The organism is Paraconexibacter sp., from assembly GCF_041602235.1.
Classification (GTDB): Bacteria; Actinomycetota; Thermoleophilia; order Solirubrobacterales; family Solirubrobacteraceae; genus Paraconexibacter.
Window position 1 is genome coordinate 1 of record NZ_JBFIGP010000046.1, and the last position, 18,272, is coordinate 18,272.

Below are 18,272 nucleotides of genomic sequence, written 5' to 3' on the forward strand. Positions count from 1 at the left end.
ATGCCTCCATGAGCACCACCACCTCGCGCCCGACGATCGACGCCCCCGAAGCCGACATCTCCGCCCGCGACTTCTGGGCCAAGCCCTACATGGACCGCGACCGCGAGGTGTTCGAGCGCTTCCGCCAGGAGTGCCCCGTCTCCTGGCACCGGCCCTACGAGTCGACGCTCATGCCGCCGGACGAGGAGACCCCGGGCTTCTGGTCGCTGTGGAAGCACGAGGACATCCGCACGGTCAGCCGCAACGCCAAGACGTTCATCTCCAGTCAGGGCTTCCTCATGGAGGACTTCCCCGAGGCCGTCGCGACGATGTCGCAGTCGTTCCTGTTCATGGACGACCCCGAGCACCAGCAGATGCGCTCGCTGGTGTCGCAGGCCTTCACGCCGCGGCGCATGCGCCAGATCGAGGGCTGGGTCCACGAGGAGGTCGTGACGCTCTGCGAGGAGGTCGGACCCACGGGCGACATCGACTTCGCCAACGAGTTCGCGAAGGAGCTGCCGGGCCGGATCTTCGCGGACTTCTTCGGCGTGCCGGACGGCGAGACGCGCGCCACGATCATGGACGCGGCCGAGAAGATGCTCGCCTGGGACGACCCCGAGGCCCAGCAGGGTCGCGACGCCCTGGAGACCTACGGCGAGGAGGCCCAGCGCCTGCTCGACATCTGCTTCGACCTCATCGAGGAGCGCCGCAAGACCCCGGGCGAGGACCTCGTCTCGTGGCTCATCGCCGCCGAGGTCGACGGCCGCACGCTCGAGGACTGGGAGATCGGCGCGTTCTTCAGCCTGCTGGGCTCCGCGGCGAACGACACCACGCGCCACTCGCTCGCGCACGCGCTCAACCTGTTCACCGACCACGAGGACCAGCGCGCGCTGCTCATGTCGGACTTCGACCGCTACATCGATGGCGCGGTCGAGGAGGTCCTGCGGTACTCGACGCCGGTCATGCACTTCCGCCGCACCGCCACCCACGACACGGAGATCCGCGGCGTGCCGATCGCCGAGGGCGACAAGGTGGTCATGTGGTACATCAGCGGCAACCACGACGCCGACGCGTTCCCCGACCACACGACGTTCGACATCACCCGGGACACCCGCACCAACCACCTCGGGTTCGGCGGCGGCGGGCCGCACTACTGCATGGGCGCGGCGCTCGGTCGCCAGATGGTCAAGTTCGGGCTGACCGAGGTGTTCACGCGCTTCCCCGACATCGAGGCGCACACGCCGCACTTCCAGACGAACAACTTCATCAACGGGGTGCACTCCATGCGCACCACGTGGACGCCGCCGAGCGCGTGAGCGCCGTCGAGCCGCGCCCGGCGGGCGTGGAGCCCCGCCCGGCGCCCGGGCAGGCCGCGCCGGTCCGCACGCAGGACCGCACCTGGCACGACGTGTTCCTGCCGCCGGACGTGGCGCACGTCCGGGACATGGCGCGCACGTCGGTCGCCAAGCACCTGGCGCCGGTGGCGCGCGAGATCGCCCGCACCCCCGAGTCGCGCGAGGCGTTCCCCTGGGACGCGTTCCGCGGTCTGGCCGGCGACGGCTGCTTCGCCGTCCCGTTCCCGGAGCCGCACGGCGCCGGACTCGAGCACCCGATGCTCGCCACGTGCATCGTGACCGAGGAGATCGCCTATGAGTCCTCGTCGATGGCGGGCGTGTACGACGGGCAGTGCATCCTCAACGCCCGGTGCCTGTCGTTCGCCCGTCCCGAGGTCCGCGACCGCGTGCTCCCCGCCCTGATCAGCGGCGAGAGCGCGTTCTCGTTCGCCACCACCGAGCCGGACGCCTCGTCGGACCTCTCGCCCGACACGCTGAGGACCGTCGCCACCCGGACCGGCAGTGGCTACCTGCTGAACGGCCGCAAGTGCTGGATCACGAACTCCGTGGTCGCGGACTGGCTGTGCGTCCTGTGCCGCGATGGCGAGGAGCAGGCGATGACCATGCTGCTCGTCGACATGCGCTCGCCCGGGGTGACGGTCGGGGAGCCGGACCTCAAGATGGGCCACCACGGCCAGATCACGGCGGACATCCTCTTCGAGGACGTCGAGGTGCCGGCCGCGCACGTGCTCGGCGAGCCCGGACGTGGCCTGGGCGTCGCGCTGGCCTCGCTGGCCGCCGGCCGCGTGGGCATCGGGGCCGCGGGCGTCGGCGTCGCGCAGGCGGCGCTCGATCTCGCGGTGGAGCGACTCGGCACCCGCGTCCTGTTCGGCAAGAAGCTCGGCGAGATGCAGCACTGGCAGTACCGCCTCGCCGAGCATGCCACCGCGCTCGAGGCCGCCCGATCGCTGTACCAGAAGGCCGCGGTCCGCCTGGACCGTGGCGATCGCTCGGGCGAGCCCGAGGCGTCCATGGCGAAGTCCTTCGCCACGAAGCTCGCCAACGACGTCGCCCGAGACGCGCTGCAGGTGTACGGCGGGTACGGCTTCGCGAAGCGGATCGCCGCCACCGGGGACGAGTACCGGCTCGAGGAGATCTACCGCGACGCGAAGATCCTCGAGATCTTCGAGGGGGCCAACGAGGTGCTCCAGTGGGTCATCGCGCGGCACCTGCTCGGGCGCGACCTGACGGGCTGAGGCGACCGGCGCCGCGCCGACAAACGGTGTAAAGCGACTCTGGACGCATCTTGTGTTGCGTTCCCCCCGTCATGGTGCAACGGTGCTCGGGTGGAACGGATTCCCCGACCGTCCCCAGCATCGGTGCATCTCGACGGGAGGTGCGGATGGTGGGCGGCTGCGCTGGTGCTGCTGGCGCTCGCGTTCGCCTCCCCTGCCGCCGCGGTCACCGTGCCGGCAGGGTTCGAGATGCGCACGCTCGCCAGCGGCTTCAACCAGTCGACCGCGGTGGCCTGGACGCCGGACGGACGGATGCTCGTCGCGGAGAAGGGCGGCACGGTGCGGCTCGTCGAGCCCGGTCAGCAGACCCACCGTCAGATCATCGACATCCGCAGCTCGGTCAACGCCTACGGCGACCGGGGCCTGCTCGGGATCGCGGTCGACTCGTCGTTCGCCACCAATCGCTACGTCTATCTGCTCTACACCCGGGAGCTCCAGCCGCTGCAACCCGACGGCAGCGGGATCATGGCCTCGCGACTCACGCGTCATGTGATGGCCGCCAACGGCGATCTCGGCCCCGGCACGACGATCCTCGGCTCCTACTCCGGCGCGTGCCCGGCCCCGGACAACTCCGTCGACTGCCTTCCGTCGGAGGAGGACTCCCACTCGATCGGCACCGTGCGTTCCGCCCCGGACGGCACCCTCTACGTCGGGTCCGGGGACGCCGCCGCGTACGGCCGGGTCGACCCGCTGGCGCTGCGCACCTACGACGAGCGGTCGCTGGCCGGCAAGATCCTGCACGTCGACCGCAACGGCCGCGGGCTCCCCGGGCACGGGTTCTGCCCGACGGTCACCGACCTCACGAAGAACTGCACGAAGCTGCACTCCAAGGGCTTCCGCAACCCCTTCCGCTTCCACCTCCGACCGGGGAACAACGGGCTCCTCGTCGGCGACGTCGGGTGGGGCACCTGGGAGGAGATCGACGTGATCACCCAGAAGGGCCGGTCCTGGGGATGGCCGTGCTACGAGGGCTCCTCGCGGACGCCCGGCTACAGCAGCTACAGCGAGTGCAGCGCGCAGTACGCGCTGGAAGGCGGCCCGCAGGCCAACCTCCCGCCGGCGTTCCAGTACTCCCACGCTGACGAGCCACGACCTGGGTACGGCGCCGTCCTGCCGGGTCCGGTCTACGAAGGGACGGCGTACCCCTCGAGCTACCGGGGCACCGCGCTGTTCGGCGACTACGCCAAGGGCGTGCTGCGACGCCTCGAGTTCGACGGAGACACGGTGGTGCGGGCGACCGACTTCGGGTCGGGCTGGTACGGCGTCGATCTCGAGGCCTCCCCGCAGGGGAACATCGTGAGCGTGTTCTTCGGCGACGGCTCGCCCGGCACCGGTTCCGTCGCGGAACTCGTGTACACGGCCGGGAACCGCGCGCCGATCGCCGTCGCGGGTCCGGACCGCTCCGGCACCGCGCCGCTGCAGGTGGCCTTCGACGGCGGGTCCTCGTCGGACCCCGACGGCGATGCCCTCACCTACTCCTGGGACCCGGGCGACGGCTCAGCGCCGCTGTCCGGCGTGCGGGTCAACCACACCTACGCCACTCCCGGCACGTACACCGCGACGCTCACGGTCGACGACGGCCGCGGGTTGACCGGGTCGGACACGGTGCGCGTGGACGCCGGCAACAGCGCCCCGGTCGCCTCCATCGCCTCGCCCGTCGACGGCTCCACCTTCCGGATCGGGACCAACGTGACGCTGCAGGGATCGGCCACCGACGCGCAGGACGGTCCGCTCCCGGCGTCCGCGCTCACCTGGCAGGTGAACCTCATCCACGGGGCGCATCTGCATCCCGTGACGACGATCGTCGGTCAGGCGCAGGCGAGCTTCAGCCCGCTCGCCGACCATGACGCCGACTCCTACTACCGCGTGACGCTGACCGCGCGCGACTCGGGGGGCGTGACCTCCTCGGTGACGCACACCGTGGTCCCACAGACCTCGGTGTTGACGCTCGCGAGCAGTCCCCCGGGCGCCCCCGTGACGATCGGGTCCACCTCCGGGGTCGCGCCACTCGCCCACACCGGTGCTGTCGGCTATCGGACCACGATCACGGCGGCGGACTCCTTCGTCGCGAGCGGACGTCGCCAGGTCTTCACCGGCTGGTCCGACGGGGGTGCGCGATCGCACGACATCACGGTTCCTGCGGTCGACACCCAGCTCACGGCGAGCTACCGCGACGACGGCCCCGTCCTGCCGCCCGGGATCCAGGTGGCCTACGGGTTCGAGGACGGCTCCGGCACGACCGTGGACGACATCACCGGCAACGGCCACGACGCGACGCTCACCGGGGGGCCGGCGTGGGTTCCCGACGGTCGCCACGGGAAGGCGTTGAGCTTCGACGGGCTGGACGACCTCGGCACCATCGCCGATCCGGGGAGCGTCGGGCTCTCCGGGCCCCACACGATCTCGGCGTGGGTCCGCCCGCGAACGTTGCGCAGCTGGCAGACCGTCGTGCTGCACGAGAAGCCGGGCAGCTTCAACAACGCGCTCTACGCCACGAACGGCGGCAGCCAGGGCAAGATCAACGGCTGGGTCGGCGACGACGGGCTGTACGCGCCGCCGATCGTCACCGACCGCTGGACCCATCTGGCCCTGACCTTCGACGGCACCACGGCGCGCCTGTACGTCGACGGCTCGGTGGCCGCCACCCGTGTCACTGCGGCGGCGCCGGCGGGCACGGGGCCGCTGCGCCTCGGCGGCAATCGCGTGTGGCCGTCGGAGACCCTGGACGGCCTGGTCGACGACGTCCGGATCTACAACCGGGCCCTGTCGGCCGCGGACATCGCCACCGACATGGCCACCGGGTTGCCTGGTTCCGGGGCACCGCCACCCCCGCCGCCGCCCCCGCCACCGCCGCCTCCTGCGGACGGGCTGGTCCTGTCGCTCGACTTCGACGAGGCCTCCGGCTCGACCGCGGTCGACGGCAGCGGTCGCGGGCACGACGGGACGATCAGCGGAGCCGTGCGCACCACCGCCGGTCACAGCGGTTCGGCGCTGACCTTCGACGGGTCGGGCGATCGCGTGACGGTCGCCGACCACATCGACCTCGACCTCACGAGCGCCCTCACCATGGAGGCCTGGGTACGGCCGGACACGACGAAGACATGGCAGACGATCCTGCTCAAGGAGGCGGGTTCGGGCATCGCCTACGGCGTGTACGCGACGGACGGCGGGACCGGCAAGACCAACGCGTGGATCGGCGATCTCGGGGCGTACTCGCCCAGCGCCATCCAGACCGGACGCTGGACCCACGTCGCGGCGACCTTCGAGGGTGGGACGCTGCGGCTGTACCGCGACGGCGCGCAGGTCGGCGCGATCACCGGTGTCAGCGCGCCCCCGGTCAGCACCGGGCCGCTGCGCATCGGCGACAACAGCGTGTGGTCCGGGGAGGGCTTCGACGGGCGGATCGACGAGGTCCGGCTGTGGTCGCGCGCGCTGTCGGCGTCTGAGATCGCCGCGACCGCCAACGCCGTGCCGGCCACGGCCTCGACGGCGACGGTTCGGGCGGCCGCCAGGTCGGGGGCGTCCGCCAAGCGCTCCGGGCGCCGCGTCGCGCGCCGCAGCAACGTACGTCGCGCGTGCCGGAGGGCGAAGTCGCCGATCGTCAAGCTGGCCCGCGTCAGCAAGGGGCGCACCGTCCTCTTCCGCCCGCGGTCCTGCCCCCGGAGCACCCACAAGACGCGCAGCAGCACCCGGCGTCGCGTGGCCAAGGCCGAGCGCAAGGCCCGCACGACCGCCAAGCGCCGCGGCCCGAGCGACCGCCGCCGCGGTGGTGAGCGCTAGCCCGCACCCACGACGCTGCGCGGGCCCGAGCGCACCACCGTCCGCGCGCGCATCGCGGCGCCCGTCCGCGCCTGACGTCAGCCGGCGCTGCCGACCTGCGCGTAGACGGCGGCCTCGAACTGCAGGGCCGTCCCGACGATCCGCTCGTCGAAGAACGGCAGGACCTGGGTGAGGATCGCGCCGCAGACACCCGAGGCGCGGTCGATCCAGAAGTAGCAGTTGGCCAGCCCGGCCCAGTCGCCGGTCCCGTGGGACCGCATGCCGGGCAGGTCGGCGAGGGTGAGGTGGAAGCCGAGTCCCCAGCTCTGCGGGAACGGCGCGGACGGGACGTCGTTGGACAGCAGCGGGTTCGCGCTCTCGATGATCTCCGGCAGCGCGATGCCGCCGAGCTGGTCGGTGAACGCCTCCTCGACGGTGGCGGCATCCAGGATGCGCTGCCCGTCGAGCTCGCCCCCGCGCAGCAGCGCTCGCATGAACCGGCAGTAGTCGCCCGCGGTCGAGAACGCCGCGTGGCCGCCGCAGCGGACCTCGGGGTCCTCCGGCCACTCGATGCCGTTCGGGACCAGGCTGCCGTCCTCGAGCCGCTGGTGGATCGCCATGGTGCGCTCCAGGTACTCGACGTCCGGCGAGAACGTCGTGCTCGACATGGCCAGCGGGTCGAACAGGTGCTCCTGCAGGTACGCGTCGAGCGTCTGGCCGCTGAGCGCCTCCACGACCTGCCCCGCCCAGTCGGTGTTGATGCCGTACTCCCACACCGTCCCGGGGTCGTTGACCAGCGGGGCGCGCAGGAACTCCCGTTGCGCGCTGAGCGCGTCCGGTAGCCCGGTGACCTCGTGGTATCGGGTGAGGTCCGCGTTGAGGAAGTGGTAGCCGTGACCGGCCGTGTGGCAGAGCAGCTGGCGGATCGTGGCCTGCGAGGCGGGCTCCCGCAGCACGGGTGCGCCCTCGGCGTCGAAGCCTTCGAGCACCGGCAGGTCCCCGAAGGCCGGGATGACGCTCGCCACCGGGTCGTCGAGCCGTGCCGTGCCGCGCTCGATGAGCTGCAGCAGGCCGACCGTGGTCAGGGCTTTGGTCATCGACGCGATCCGCACCGGTGTCTGCGGCTCGACGGCCGGGCCGCCGTCCGCGAGCGTGCCGAAACCGCCTTCGTAGACGACGGCGTCCCGGGTCGCCGCGACGGCCGTCACTCCCTGGAGCGCCCCCTGTTCCACCGCGCCGTCCAGCAGCGCGTCGATGGTCGTCTCCCCGATCGTGCTCATGCCGCGACGCTACCGCCGAGAGCGTTGGGGGCGGACCACAAACGAGGACTCCCTTGCCCGTGGTCCCCGCGGCCGCTCACTCCCGCAGCGGAGCGACGACGCTCAGGCGCGCCGTGCGCCGGGCGGTGCTGGGGCTGAACCGCCTGGTCCCGAGGAACGCCGCGCGAGCCCGGTACTGGCCGATCTCCCGCGTCGCGACGGACATGCTTCCGCGTCCGCCGCTCACGCCGATGGTCCGGCGGAGGTAGAACCGCCACCCGAACTGCGGATCGAACCGCTCGACGGTGACCGTCGCGCGCCCGGAGGCCCCGGAGGACGTGGACACCTGCACGGTGCTCGACGATCCCGGCCCCTTCTGGCGGGAGGCGCTGCCCTCCCAGGTGACGTGGGTCGCCGTGATCACGCGGGTCAGCCGCGACAACGTGTAGCGGCCGCCGGCGGTATCGGCGGCGGAGACGATCACGTAGAACCGGCCGGGCCGCAGGCGCGTACGGATCTGGCCCGTGTCGCCGTTGACGGACGCCGACGTCACACGGCGCCCGCCGGAGGTCCGGAGTTGCATGCCCATCGACCCGCGCGACGCGAGTCGCAGCGTGATCTCGGCGCGCCGGGTGACGTCGAAGCGGAACACGTCCTCGGCGTCGGGACTGCGCCCGGACACCGATCCGCGTGCCTTGCCGAATCCGCCGATGAACCGTCCCGGCGCGAGGTCGTCCGCTCCCACGGGGGTGATCGACACGTCGTAGCGTTCGTCGTCGATGTCGGCGGTCCCGGCCTCGAGGGTGAGGACGTGGGTGCCGCTGTAGCTCGGGTCCGGGGTGATGACGGTGTAGTCGCGGCAGTCGAAGAACCGCGAGTCGTCGTCGGGGTAGTCCAGGCGGATCGTCGCGTTGCACGTGCCTCCGGACCCGACGGAGACCCGGACGCGATAGCTGCGTCCCGCCGAGAGCCGGCGCGAGACGCGCAGGAAGGGACGGGTCAGCGGGTTGAGCGTCCCGCGCAGCCGCCCGGAGGACGGGAGGCGCCTGCCCGTGCCGCGCGGCTCGGTCAGCACGCCCGAGAACCGCAGCCGGAAGGTCCCGGACTCCGACCCCTCGCGCTCGGTGACGCGGATCAGGTAGGTCCCTTCGTCCAGGCTGCCCTGGACGAACACCACGCCTCGCCGCGAGTCCGCACAGCTGATCCGGCTGATCGTCGAGCGCTCCACCTCGTAGATCGCCACCGTGGCGTCGAGGCCGCCACGCGTCTCGAGCAGGATGCGGGCCGAGCCCTCGCGCGGGGCGTTGTAGCGGTACCACACCGACGCCCCGCCCTTGGCGGGGCAGTTCGGCGGCTCGTTGAGCTCACGCGTCGCCTCCACGGTGGTGCCGGTGACGTCCGCCCCGGCGCCGATCGTCGTGGCGGACGCGCGGTTGTCGTTGACCGGCGGCGCGGCCGACGCGACCGGCGCGATGACGAGACAGAGGGCGGCGAGACCCGCTCCCACGACGAGCTTGCTCATAAGCGCGAACGTACACGCATCTCCGCTGCGACGGGCGAATTCTTGGCCGGGCGTGGCCAGAGGGCGGCGGGCCTCACGACGGCCGATCGACTGAGGGCGCGCCGGTTAGGCTGGTCCGGTGCCCGAACGCCGTTTCGCCGCGTCCCTCGCGATCGCCCGGTCGCCGTGGGACGTGTACGAGTTCCTCGCCGACGAGGGCCAGCAGAGCCAGTGGCGCGACCGCTTCGCCGGTCACGTCCCGATCGTCGAGACGCGCCCCTACACCCATATCGCGCTCGCCAACAACCTGACGTTCGGGATCGAGCCCGGGCCGGACGGCGGCACCCTCCTGAGCGTCGAGCGGGGTTACGAGAGCACGAGCAGGATCGGCCTGCGGCTGTTCGGCAGGAAGGCCCAGCAGGAGGAGCTGCTCGACACCCTGAAGCGCATCGAGGCGTCGCTGCTGTACGACGCGATCTGAGCCCTGTCCGGTCGCTGCGGCGTGAGGGCGCCCTCTGCCGGCGGGTCAGGCGGGGCAAACCGCCTCAAGCCACGACGACCCGTCCGCGCCGGCGCTTGGCCCGGGCCAGCGCGTCGTCAGCGCGGCGCAGGACGTCGGGGCCGTCGAGCGCCTCCTCGGGATCGGCCGCGCACACGCCCACGCTCGCCGACAACCGCATCCGCCGACGTGAGCGCCCGTCGACGGTGACCGCCGCGATCCGCGAGCAGATCTCGCGCAGGACCACCGCCGCATCGGCCCCCTGGGCGCTGGGGAGCAGCAGTAGGAACTCGTCCCCGCCGATGCGGCCGATGTCGTCGGTGGTGCGGACCCGACCCACCATCGTCCGGGACGCCGCGCGCAACGCGGAGTCGCCGGCGGCGTGACCGAGGTGGTCGTTGATGCGCTTGAACCGGTCGAGGTCCAAGAGCGCCACCGCGAGCGGGGTGCCGTAGCGACGGGACTCCGCGAGGCGGCGGGTCAGCTGCTCCAGGATGAGGCGGCGGCCGCGAAGCCCGGTGAGGTCGTCACACGCACCCGGTCCGGTCGCGCTCTGCGACTCGAGCGTCACGGCGAAGGTCTCGGTGCCCTCGATGTGGGTCAGGATGCCGCGTGCGGCGCGCCCGTCCATCGTGCGCGGGACGGCGAGGACGATCTCGTGCGCTCCTCCGTGCGCGCGCGCCGCCTGTACGGCGGCCCGGCCGGCGGCGCGATCCAGCGGTGGGAGGCCGGTCAGCACGTCCGCCCCCGGCTCGCAGCCGGTGGCAGCCGCGGCGGCGTTCGTCGCGACCACGACGCCGCGCGCGTCGAGCAGGATCACCGGCACCGCGAGCGCATCGAGCACCGTGCGGGCCGAGGGCGGGACTTCGAGAGTCGCCCGGGCCACGGGCTGCGGCGAGGGCCCGGACGTCATCCCGCCTGTTCCTCGTCGTCGACGTCGACGGCCAACGCGCCGTGGCACGCCCGCAGGACGGCCTCCACTCCGCGGACCTTGTCGACCACGATCGCATCGATGCCGTCCGCGCGGTGCTCGAGATCCGGGGACAGCTCCGCCGACACGATCACGAAGATCGTCCGCGACCCGTCGCCGACGGCGCGCTCGGCCACCTCGATCCCTCGCAGGTGCGGCATCTGGTCGTCGCAGATCGCGATGTCGGGGCCGAGTGCCGTGACGAGGTCCAAGGCCTCGCGGCCATCCGCGGCGCTCCCGACGAGTTCGAGCGAGGTTGCGCGGTCCACCGCCCGTCGGAGCACGCTGAGGTACTCAGGTGAGTCGTCGGCCACGATCACGGAGGCGGGAAGCACGGACCGATCACGATCCCACGATCCGCTGCGTGCGTCGTCGTCCGATCGACTACGCGGCAGGGGGAGCTTCGCAACGGGCCGGAGCCGGGAGAAGATCCCGCGTACGGGGCATGGGGGTCGCGGTCAGGACGCGTGACGATGGTCAGGTGAGCCGACCAGACCCGCTCAGCGCGGACGTGCTGCCGATCCACGACGCGGTCGCCGTGCGGGCCCTGGGCGCCGTGTGCGACCTCGTGGAGGTCCGTGCCTGGAGTCCGCCGAAGGTCGGTGATCCCGTCGTGGTCCTGGCCGCGGGCGACGGGCGGGCCCTGCTTCGCGGCACGCTGCCCAAGCGGACGCTCGGGGACGTGCAGACGGCGGCAGAGCGGCTGGTGGGCATCGTGCGGGTCGGGGAGACGGTCGACGCCGGTGATGTGTCCATGCTGGTGCTCCCGCCGCAGGAGCGCCCCCGGTTCGCCGCCACGGCGACACCGGACCAGGACGGGCTTGCCGACGTCATCCTGCGCGCGTTCCCTGCTGCGATCACGATCGCGAGCATCCCGTCCTCGGACGTGTGGTGCACGCGGGACGGTGGCCGCGACCCCGAAGCCGCTCGGCGGATGACCGTGGCGCACCTGCTCGCCCTGCTGGTCGAAGCGGGTCCGCAGCGGTCGGGAGGCTGGTCGTGGCACCGCGACGACGCCTCCTGGCTGTGGGTCAGCGCCCCCGCGCGAGGCGCCAGCAGACTTGTCGTGGCGCTGCGGCCCGGACAGTGAACGTGGTCCGTACGGGGTACGGGCCTTACGCCTTGCGCGCCATTGGCGCAGACCGCCCCCCGGGCCAAGCTGTGGTGCATGCCCCACCCCAAGGCGCCCACCGGGATCACCGGCCTCGACGAACTCACCCTGGGCGGCTTCCCTGTCGGGCGGAGCACCCTCGTGGCCGGGACGAGCGGGAGCGGGAAGACCGTCCTGGCGCTCCAGGCGCTCGCCAGCGCCGCGCGTGACCTTGGCGAGCGGGGTGTGCTCGTCACGCTGGAGGAGTCCGCGGACGAGTTGATCCGCAACGTGGCGAGCTTCGACTGGGCGATCCAGGAGGCCATCGACAGCGGCGACATCCTCATCCTCGACTACTCGATGACGCCGACGACCGACGTGCTCGAGGCGGGCGATTTCGACTTCCGCGGCCTCCTCACCAGGATCACGGCGGCCGTTCGCCAGATCGACGCGCGTCGCGTCGTGTTCGACTCCGTCGGCTCGCTGTTCCCGTCGTTCGCCGACCCGCACGCGGTGCGCCGCGAGCTGAGCCGCCTGATGTCCGGCATGCGCGAACTCGGCGTCACGACCCTGGTGACCGCCGAACGCGTCGACGAGTTCGGTCCGGTGTCCCGGCACGGCGTCGAGGACTTCGTCGCGGACTCCGTGGTGATCCTCCGTCATCCGCTGGACCAGGAGACGCGCCGGCGAACGCTCGAGGTGCTCAAGGTCCGAGGCGCGCAGCACCGCAAGGGCGAGCGGCCGTTCACGATCGACCCGCTGAGAGGGATCGAGCTGATCCCGCACTCCGCGATCGAGGATGCGCACGTCGCGAGCACCGAGCGGATCGCGATCGGCAACGGCGGCGGCATCGACAGCGCGCTGGGGGAGGGCATCCTCCGGGACTCGAGCATCCTGGTGAGTGGGAGCACGGGGACCGGGAAGACGACGCTGGCGATCGACTACGTGTCGGCCGGACTCACCGCAGGAGAGAGCTGCCTGTACTTCTGCTTCGAGGAGAGCAGCTCACAGCTCCTGCGCAACGCTCGGTCCGTGGGGCACGACCTGGACGGCGCCGTGCAGGATGGGAAGCTGCGCGTCGTCGCCCAGTACCCGGACCGGTCGAGCCTCGAGGACCTGTTGCTCGACATGCGCCGCGAGGTCGCGGAGTTCGCGCCGCGCCGTGTCGTCGTCGACAGCCTCTCGGCCCTCGAGCGCTTCACGTCCCCGCAGCAGTTCCACGAGTTCGTGGTCGGCCTGCTGAGCTACCTGAAGGCCGGCGACATCTCCGGGCTCTTCACCACGACCTCGCCGGGTGCCGGGGGGTCGTTCGCCGGACACCAGATGAGCACCGTGGTCGACGTCCTCCTGCTGCTGCGGTACGTCGAGAGCGATGGCGTGGTCCGCCGTGGCTTGCACGTGCTGAAGTCCCGCGGGGGGGATCACGCCCACGACATCCGCGAGATCACGGTGAGCAAGCACGGGCTGCAGCTCGGGCCGACGATCCGGGAGGTGACCGGCATCCTCAGCGGCATCATCATGCCGATGCCGGTGCCGACCGAGCAGCTCGCCCCCGCGATCGCGGGGACCGTGATCGAGGAACGACCGGCCTCCACCGGGGCCGACGAGGCCAGGGCGTGAGGGAGGCGCACGCGCGGGCGCGCGACGCCAGGCAGCGGTTGGATGTCGTGAGCGAGTCGACGGGCATCGCGGGACCATGTCTGAGGCTCTACATCGCGGGCCGGACCACGCTCGCCAACCGGGCGATCGCCAACGCCAGGGCGCTCGTGCGCGACCACCTGCCGGAGGGGACGTCGCTGGAGATCGTGGATCTCGAGGACGACCCCATTCGCGCGGACGAGCATCGCGTCCTCGCGACGCCCATGCTCGTGCAGATCGGCGACGGACGCGCGCGCTCGATCGTCGGTGACCTGTCCGACCTGACGGGCGCGCTGTCCGGCCTGGGCTACTGACCCCGCAGAAGGGTCGCACCGAGGCTCAGCCTCTGGGCAGCCTGATCACGACCTCGGTCCCGCTGCCGGGGGCACTCCGAAGGGCGAGCGTGCCGCCGAGCTCGTCGACCCGTCGTCGCACGAGGTTCAGACCGAAATGACCGTCGGCCTGCGCCTGGGCCGCACGTGCCGGCGTGAATCCCACGCCGTCGTCGGAGATCGTGAGCACGATGCCGTCGCCGTCACGCCGAGCGTCGACGGTCAACGTGCTCGCTCGAGCGTGCTTCACGACGTTCATCAGGAGCTCGCGGGTCATGTCGATGATGGCCGAGCCGTCCCGGGGAGATCCGAGATCGTCCGTGACGTCGACGACCGCGTGCGCATTGGTCAGCGCGGCCTTGCGCTCGACGAGGCGGGTCAGCGCGTTGCGGAACCCGAGGACCTCCGGGTCCGGCAGGGTCAGCTCGTGCAGTTCGTCCCGGATCTGCAGCGTGGCGTCGTACACGAACCTCCGCGCGCGACCGAGCCCGAGCTCGTCGCCGTCCTCGGCCGCCTCGATCTCCTGCCGGGCGGCCAGCAGGAGCTGCAGCGGTCCGTTGTGGAGCGTCGTGGCAAGCTCCTCCCTGATGCGCTGCGCGATCGCCATGGCTTCGGACGCGCGAAGCGCCTCGATCCCGCCGCTGCCGCTGGGTTCGGTCGGTCGGCTCGGGGCCGGGTCGGCGGCGGGCGGCTCGCGCTCCTTCGCCGGCTCCGCTCCCGGGCGGGCCGCCTGCCGAACCGCTGCGCGGCGGACCGCGTTGACCAGGACCTGCGGCCGGGCGGTCCGCGAGACCACGGCCGCAGCGCCCCGTTCCAACCAGAGGTCGCCGCCGTCGTCCGCCGGACGGGTCTGGCCCACGATGACGCGTCGGCCTTCCGCCCAGAGCGTCTCGGCGTCGCCATCCGACGGGACCACGCCGTCCCCCACGTAGATGATGTCGGCTGCGTCGAGCGCTCCCGGGGCGATGTCGTGCAAGCTCTCGGCGACCGCGACGATGTGCACGTCGGGAGCGCGGTCGAAGGCCTTGATGAACGAGCCCACGAACGGTGGCCGTTCGATGACGAGCAGCCCGAGACCGTCCGGGTTGACGAGTGCGCTCACGATGCCTCAGCCCGAGGATTCGGCGGAGAGCACGAGCTCCCCCTCGGTCAGCGCGATCGCCACCGCCTGCGCCCGGGTGTGCGCGCCGAGCCGCTCGAGGAGGTTGCGGACGTGGCTGCGTACCGTCTCCGGGGAGAGCACGAGTCGATCCGCGATCTCCTGGGTCTCCTGGCCCGCTGCGACCAGCGCGAGGACCTCGCGCTCCCGGGGTCGGAGCCGTCCGGTCCTGACGTCAGCGGTGCGCAACGCCTGGCCGATCCGCGGGTCGAAGTAGTTCATGCCGTCCAGGACGTTGTCGATCGCGCCGAGCAGCTCCTCGGCGCTGCCGCCCTTGAGCGCATGTCCGTCGGCCCCGGAGGTCAGGCACTGGACGAAGATCTTGGGATCCTCGAGGCCCGTGTACAGCAGGAACCTGGTGTCCACGGAGTGACGCAGCTCCGCGATCAGCTCGTGTCCGCGCCCGTCGGGGAGCGCCTCGTCGACCACGGCGAGGTCCGGACGGTGCCCGAGCAGCTTCCGGCGACCGGCCTCCACGGTGGCGGCGGTCGCCACGACCTCGTGCCCGGCGGACTCCGCGAGCAGCTGCAGCCCCGAGCGGACGGCGCCGTGGTCATCGATGAGCATCAGGCGCGCCATGGCACCGAGCCTAGCTGAGCGACGACGACGTACTCGACGCCCTCGGCGTCGTCGGTGCGGACCGGGGTGCAGGAGATCGGCGCGTCGCCGCCGGGCACGGTCCCAGCCTCACCGGTGAGCGCGGTCTGCACCATGTCGAGGATCGCCGCGCCGGTGGGGGTGCGAGCGTCGACGAGCTCTCGCAGCGCCGTGCCGGGAACCGCGACGTCGGCGGCGGCGGGCCAGGCGGCCACCTGGGCCGGGTTCGCGTAGGCGACGTTCCCCGCCGCATCGACGATGCAGAGGGGCCCCTCCACAGCGTCGAGTGCCGAGCGCAGCGCTCCCCCGAGGCGCAGGGCTCCGGCCAGGCGGTTCACGAGCGCGTCGATCCGCTGGCCGGCGTCGTCGATGTTCTCCGCGAACGACTCGCGGCGTGCCGCGTCGAGCTCGAGCTCGTGGCGCCGCAGCAGGCCGGCGTGCCCGCGGATCGACGCGAGCTCTCCGCGGATCTCGTGGATGGCGCTCCTCGCGCCCGCGACGGCGACGTCCGGGCGATCGCTCACGGCGCGGTACCTACCCCGTCGGTCTGGTGTCCGGTCTCGCTCATGAAGCGGTCGACCGTGACGAGGAGCTCGTCGACGTCGAACGGCTTGGTGAGGTGGTGCGAGGATCCGAGATCCCGCGCGCGTCGCCGCGTCGCGGGTGAGGCGTCGGCCGTGAGCACCACGATCGGGAGGTCCGCCGTGCCCGCGGCGGCGCGCAGAGCGCCGATGCTGTCGAGCCCCGATCCGTCGGGGAGGTGGACGTCCAGCAGCACGAGGTCGGGCGGGTGGGCCGCCGCGAGCTTGACCCCCGCAGCGGCAGACGTCGCGGTTCGCAGCTCGATCCCCGGGCGCAGCAGCATCACCGACTCGAGGAGGCGCACGTTCGACGGGTTGTCCTCGATGTAGAGCAGGTCGCCGGCGGCGTCGCCGCTCGGAGCTGGGGAGGGGCCCGGCGCCGGCTCGTCGAGCGCGCGGGGAAGGGTGAGCGTGAAACCGGCGCCCGCGGGGGCGTGCCGGGTCAGCCGGAGATCGCCACCCACGGCGCGGGCGAGCCCGCGGGCCACGGCGAGCCCGAGCCCCGCGCCGGCTCCGACACGGTCGTCGAGCCGCGCGAAGGGCTCGAACACGCGGTCGGCGTCCTCGCGCGGGATGCCGGCCCCGTCGTCGGTGAGCTCGAGGGTCACGACGTCGTCGGTGACGGCCGCGGTCAGCGCGGCCCTGCCGCCACCGTGCTCGGTGACGTTGCGCAGCAGCGAGCGAAGGATCTGCAGCAGGCTCTGCAGGTCGGCGTGGACGGACACCGGCCCGGAGGGCAGATGGACCTCCAGCGCGGGAGCCGCCTCGCCGAGGGCCGACACGGCCTCGCTCACGGCGCTCGCGAGATCCACGTGCTCCGGCGAGAGCGTGAGCTCCTGATCCTCGAACAGGGCGAGGTCGAGGACGTCGTCGACCAGCGCCGTGAGCTGACGCGCGGCCTGCACGACCTGTTCGGCGTGGGTGTGGGCAAGGCCGTCGGTCTGGCTCAGCAGCAGGGTCGCGAACCCGGCGATCGCGTTCAGCGGGGTCCGCAGCTCGTGGCTCATCCGCGAGAGGAACATCGTGCGCGCCGCCGTGAGGGCGCGCGCCTCCGCGGCGTCCGACTCGGCTCTCCGCAGCGCGTCGTCGGTCCGACGCTGGCTGGTGATGTCGGTGGCGATCGCGACCGCTCCCGCGATCTCGCCGGCGACGTGCAGGGGGCGGTGGCGGACCTCGAGGGTCGTCGTGGTCTGCGGGTCGTCGACGACCGGCACGTCCCGGACGATGAGGCGATCCTCGCCGCGCAGCGCCGACACCCAGTGCCGGCGCACCTCCTCCCACCGGTCGGGGAAGGGGGCGTAGGCGTCGCTGAGGGCGGTCCCAGGGGTCAGCTCCTGTCCCAGCAGCCGCCGCGCCTCGAGCCGAGCGACCCGGTTGCTGTACACGAAGCGCAGCTGCCGGTCGACGACGGTGATCGGGCGCGGATCCTCCTCCACGAGGGCGAGCACGAGGTCGACGCGTCCCGGCGGGGGAGCCGGGGTCGGGCTCGTCCCGCGGCCGTCGCGCGCGACGGCCGCCGCGACATCGCTCGTCAGCTCGTCGACGCGGACCGCGGCGGACTCGACGGTCGTGGCGAAGCTCTGGCGCTCGGCGAGCGAGAACGCATCGCTGGTGCGGCGCAGGAGGCCCGCGTTCCCGCGGATCGTGGTGAGCTCACCGCGGATCTCGTGCAGAAGAGCACGGACGTCGATGGGGTCGGGTGGCGTCGAGTCGTCGGGCACCAGCGACTATCGTAGTGCTCTGCCTCCAGCACTCCCGAAGAATTCGAGCCGGCAGGAAGCCGAGGCGTCCTCCACAGCCGAACGCGCGGTCCGTTGGCTGGGGGTCGGGCTGCTCGCCCTGTCCGCACTGGTGCTCGTCGGATGGGCCGTCGGCGTAGCGGCGCTCACGAGGGTGCTCCCCGGCAGCCCGGCGATGGTCCCGTACAGCGCGCTGGCCTTCGGGGCGGTGGGTGCGGCGGCGCTGCGACCCGGCCGGTCGACGCGGCCGCTGCTCGCGATCGTCCTGCTGTGGGCGGTGGTGACCCTGATCGAGTGGGTCGTTGGGGCCGGAAGCCGGTTCGACGCGCTGCTCGGCGGCGGCGGCGAGGACGTCGGGAACCCGGGCCGGGCGGCCGCCACGACGGTGATCGCGTTCGCCGCGCTCGCCCTGGGAGGTCTCCTGGCCTCGGTGGCCGGACGGGTGGCGGGCCTGGTGACCTGTGCGGCGATCGCCTACGGGGCCGTGCTCGGACATCTGCTGGGCGTCGCGGGGTTCTACGGCGGGGCCGCGGGTGCCGG

15 protein-coding genes and 1 pseudogene are annotated in these 18,272 nt (G+C 72.4%); 8 read left to right on the plus strand and 8 right to left on the minus strand.

The window, feature by feature from the left end:
- The 3 genes from ABYE80_RS05975 to ABYE80_RS05985 form a co-directional block, all read left to right on the plus strand.
- A partial coding sequence (locus tag ABYE80_RS05975) for a cytochrome P450 (RefSeq protein ID WP_372789352.1) occupies positions 1–1,295 on the plus strand: 1,295 nt, incomplete at its 5' end.
- A complete protein-coding gene (locus ABYE80_RS05980) occupies positions 1,274–2,569 on the plus strand; it encodes an acyl-CoA dehydrogenase family protein (protein ID WP_372789353.1) in 1,296 nt (431 codons plus the stop codon). The genes ABYE80_RS05975 and ABYE80_RS05980, both read left to right, overlap by 22 nt.
- Before the next feature lie 90 nt (positions 2,570–2,659).
- Positions 2,660–6,388, plus strand: a complete 3,729-nt coding sequence (locus tag ABYE80_RS05985) for a LamG-like jellyroll fold domain-containing protein (protein ID WP_372789354.1) — start codon at positions 2,660–2,662, stop codon at positions 6,386–6,388.
- 77 nt (positions 6,389–6,465) lie between these two features.
- On the opposite strand, the gene ABYE80_RS05990 is transcribed toward ABYE80_RS05985, so the two are convergent.
- Positions 6,466–7,647, minus strand: coding sequence for a serine hydrolase domain-containing protein (locus tag ABYE80_RS05990; RefSeq protein WP_372789355.1), 1,182 nt, complete (start codon positions 7,645–7,647; stop codon positions 6,466–6,468).
- Between the two features lie 76 nt (positions 7,648–7,723).
- Positions 7,724–9,148 carry a hypothetical protein gene (locus ABYE80_RS05995; protein WP_372789356.1) on the minus strand — a complete coding sequence of 475 codons (1,425 nt, stop codon included), beginning with the start codon at positions 9,146–9,148 and terminating at the stop codon, positions 7,724–7,726.
- A gap of 118 nt (positions 9,149–9,266) precedes the next feature.
- On the opposite strand from ABYE80_RS05995, the gene ABYE80_RS06000 reads away from it, so the two are divergent.
- The gene (locus ABYE80_RS06000; protein WP_372789357.1) at positions 9,267–9,608 is read left to right on the plus strand and encodes a hypothetical protein; all 342 of its coding nucleotides are present in this window, start codon (positions 9,267–9,269) and stop codon (positions 9,606–9,608) included.
- A 64-nt stretch (positions 9,609–9,672) separates the two neighbouring features.
- On the opposite strand, the gene ABYE80_RS06005 is transcribed toward ABYE80_RS06000, so the two are convergent.
- Positions 9,673–10,539, minus strand: a complete 867-nt coding sequence (locus ABYE80_RS06005) for a GGDEF domain-containing protein (RefSeq protein WP_372789358.1) — start codon at positions 10,537–10,539, stop codon at positions 9,673–9,675.
- Positions 10,536–10,931, minus strand: coding sequence for a response regulator transcription factor (locus ABYE80_RS06010; RefSeq protein ID WP_372789359.1), 396 nt, complete (start codon positions 10,929–10,931; stop codon positions 10,536–10,538). The genes ABYE80_RS06005 and ABYE80_RS06010 overlap by 4 nt, the downstream gene beginning before the upstream one ends.
- A 146-nt stretch (positions 10,932–11,077) precedes the next feature.
- Between ABYE80_RS06010 and ABYE80_RS06015 the strand changes: the two genes are divergently transcribed.
- The 3 genes from ABYE80_RS06015 to ABYE80_RS06025 all read left to right on the plus strand — a co-directional run bounded on the left by ABYE80_RS06015 (position 11,078) and on the right by ABYE80_RS06025 (position 13,638).
- Positions 11,078–11,686, plus strand: coding sequence for a hypothetical protein (locus ABYE80_RS06015; RefSeq protein WP_372789360.1), 609 nt, complete (start codon positions 11,078–11,080; stop codon positions 11,684–11,686).
- Between the two features lie 78 nt (positions 11,687–11,764).
- Positions 11,765–13,306 carry a circadian clock protein KaiC gene (gene kaiC, locus ABYE80_RS06020; RefSeq protein ID WP_372789361.1) on the plus strand — a complete coding sequence of 514 codons (1,542 nt, stop codon included), beginning with the start codon at positions 11,765–11,767 and terminating at the stop codon, positions 13,304–13,306.
- Between the two features lie 47 nt (positions 13,307–13,353).
- Positions 13,354–13,638: a circadian clock KaiB family protein gene (locus ABYE80_RS06025; RefSeq protein WP_372789362.1), complete on the plus strand. Its 285-nt coding sequence runs from the start codon at positions 13,354–13,356 to the stop codon at positions 13,636–13,638.
- 25 nt (positions 13,639–13,663) lie between these two features.
- Here the strand turns inward: ABYE80_RS06025 and ABYE80_RS06030 are convergent, their stop codons facing one another.
- Genes ABYE80_RS06030 through ABYE80_RS06045 form a run of 4 tightly spaced genes read right to left on the minus strand, consistent with a single transcriptional unit; the run spans position 13,664 to position 17,714 of the window.
- Complete coding sequence (locus ABYE80_RS06030) at positions 13,664–14,758, minus strand: sensor histidine kinase (RefSeq protein WP_372789363.1); 1,095 nt, start codon at positions 14,756–14,758, stop codon at positions 13,664–13,666.
- A 6-nt stretch (positions 14,759–14,764) separates the two neighbouring features.
- Complete coding sequence (locus tag ABYE80_RS06035; RefSeq protein ID WP_372789364.1) at positions 14,765–15,394, minus strand: LuxR C-terminal-related transcriptional regulator; 630 nt, start codon at positions 15,392–15,394, stop codon at positions 14,765–14,767.
- Entirely contained in the window at positions 15,382–15,936 is a 555-nt protein-coding gene (locus ABYE80_RS06040; RefSeq protein ID WP_372789365.1) for a hypothetical protein, read from the minus strand. The genes ABYE80_RS06035 and ABYE80_RS06040 overlap by 13 nt, the downstream gene beginning before the upstream one ends.
- A complete protein-coding gene (locus tag ABYE80_RS06045; protein WP_372789366.1) occupies positions 15,933–17,714 on the minus strand; it encodes an ATP-binding protein in 1,782 nt (593 codons plus the stop codon). The genes ABYE80_RS06040 and ABYE80_RS06045 overlap by 4 nt, the downstream gene beginning before the upstream one ends.
- 130 nt (positions 17,715–17,844) lie before the next feature.
- Here ABYE80_RS06045 and ABYE80_RS06050 point away from each other — a divergent pair.
- Positions 17,845–18,272 (plus strand): annotated as a pseudogene (locus ABYE80_RS06050) (hypothetical protein); the annotation flags it as partial.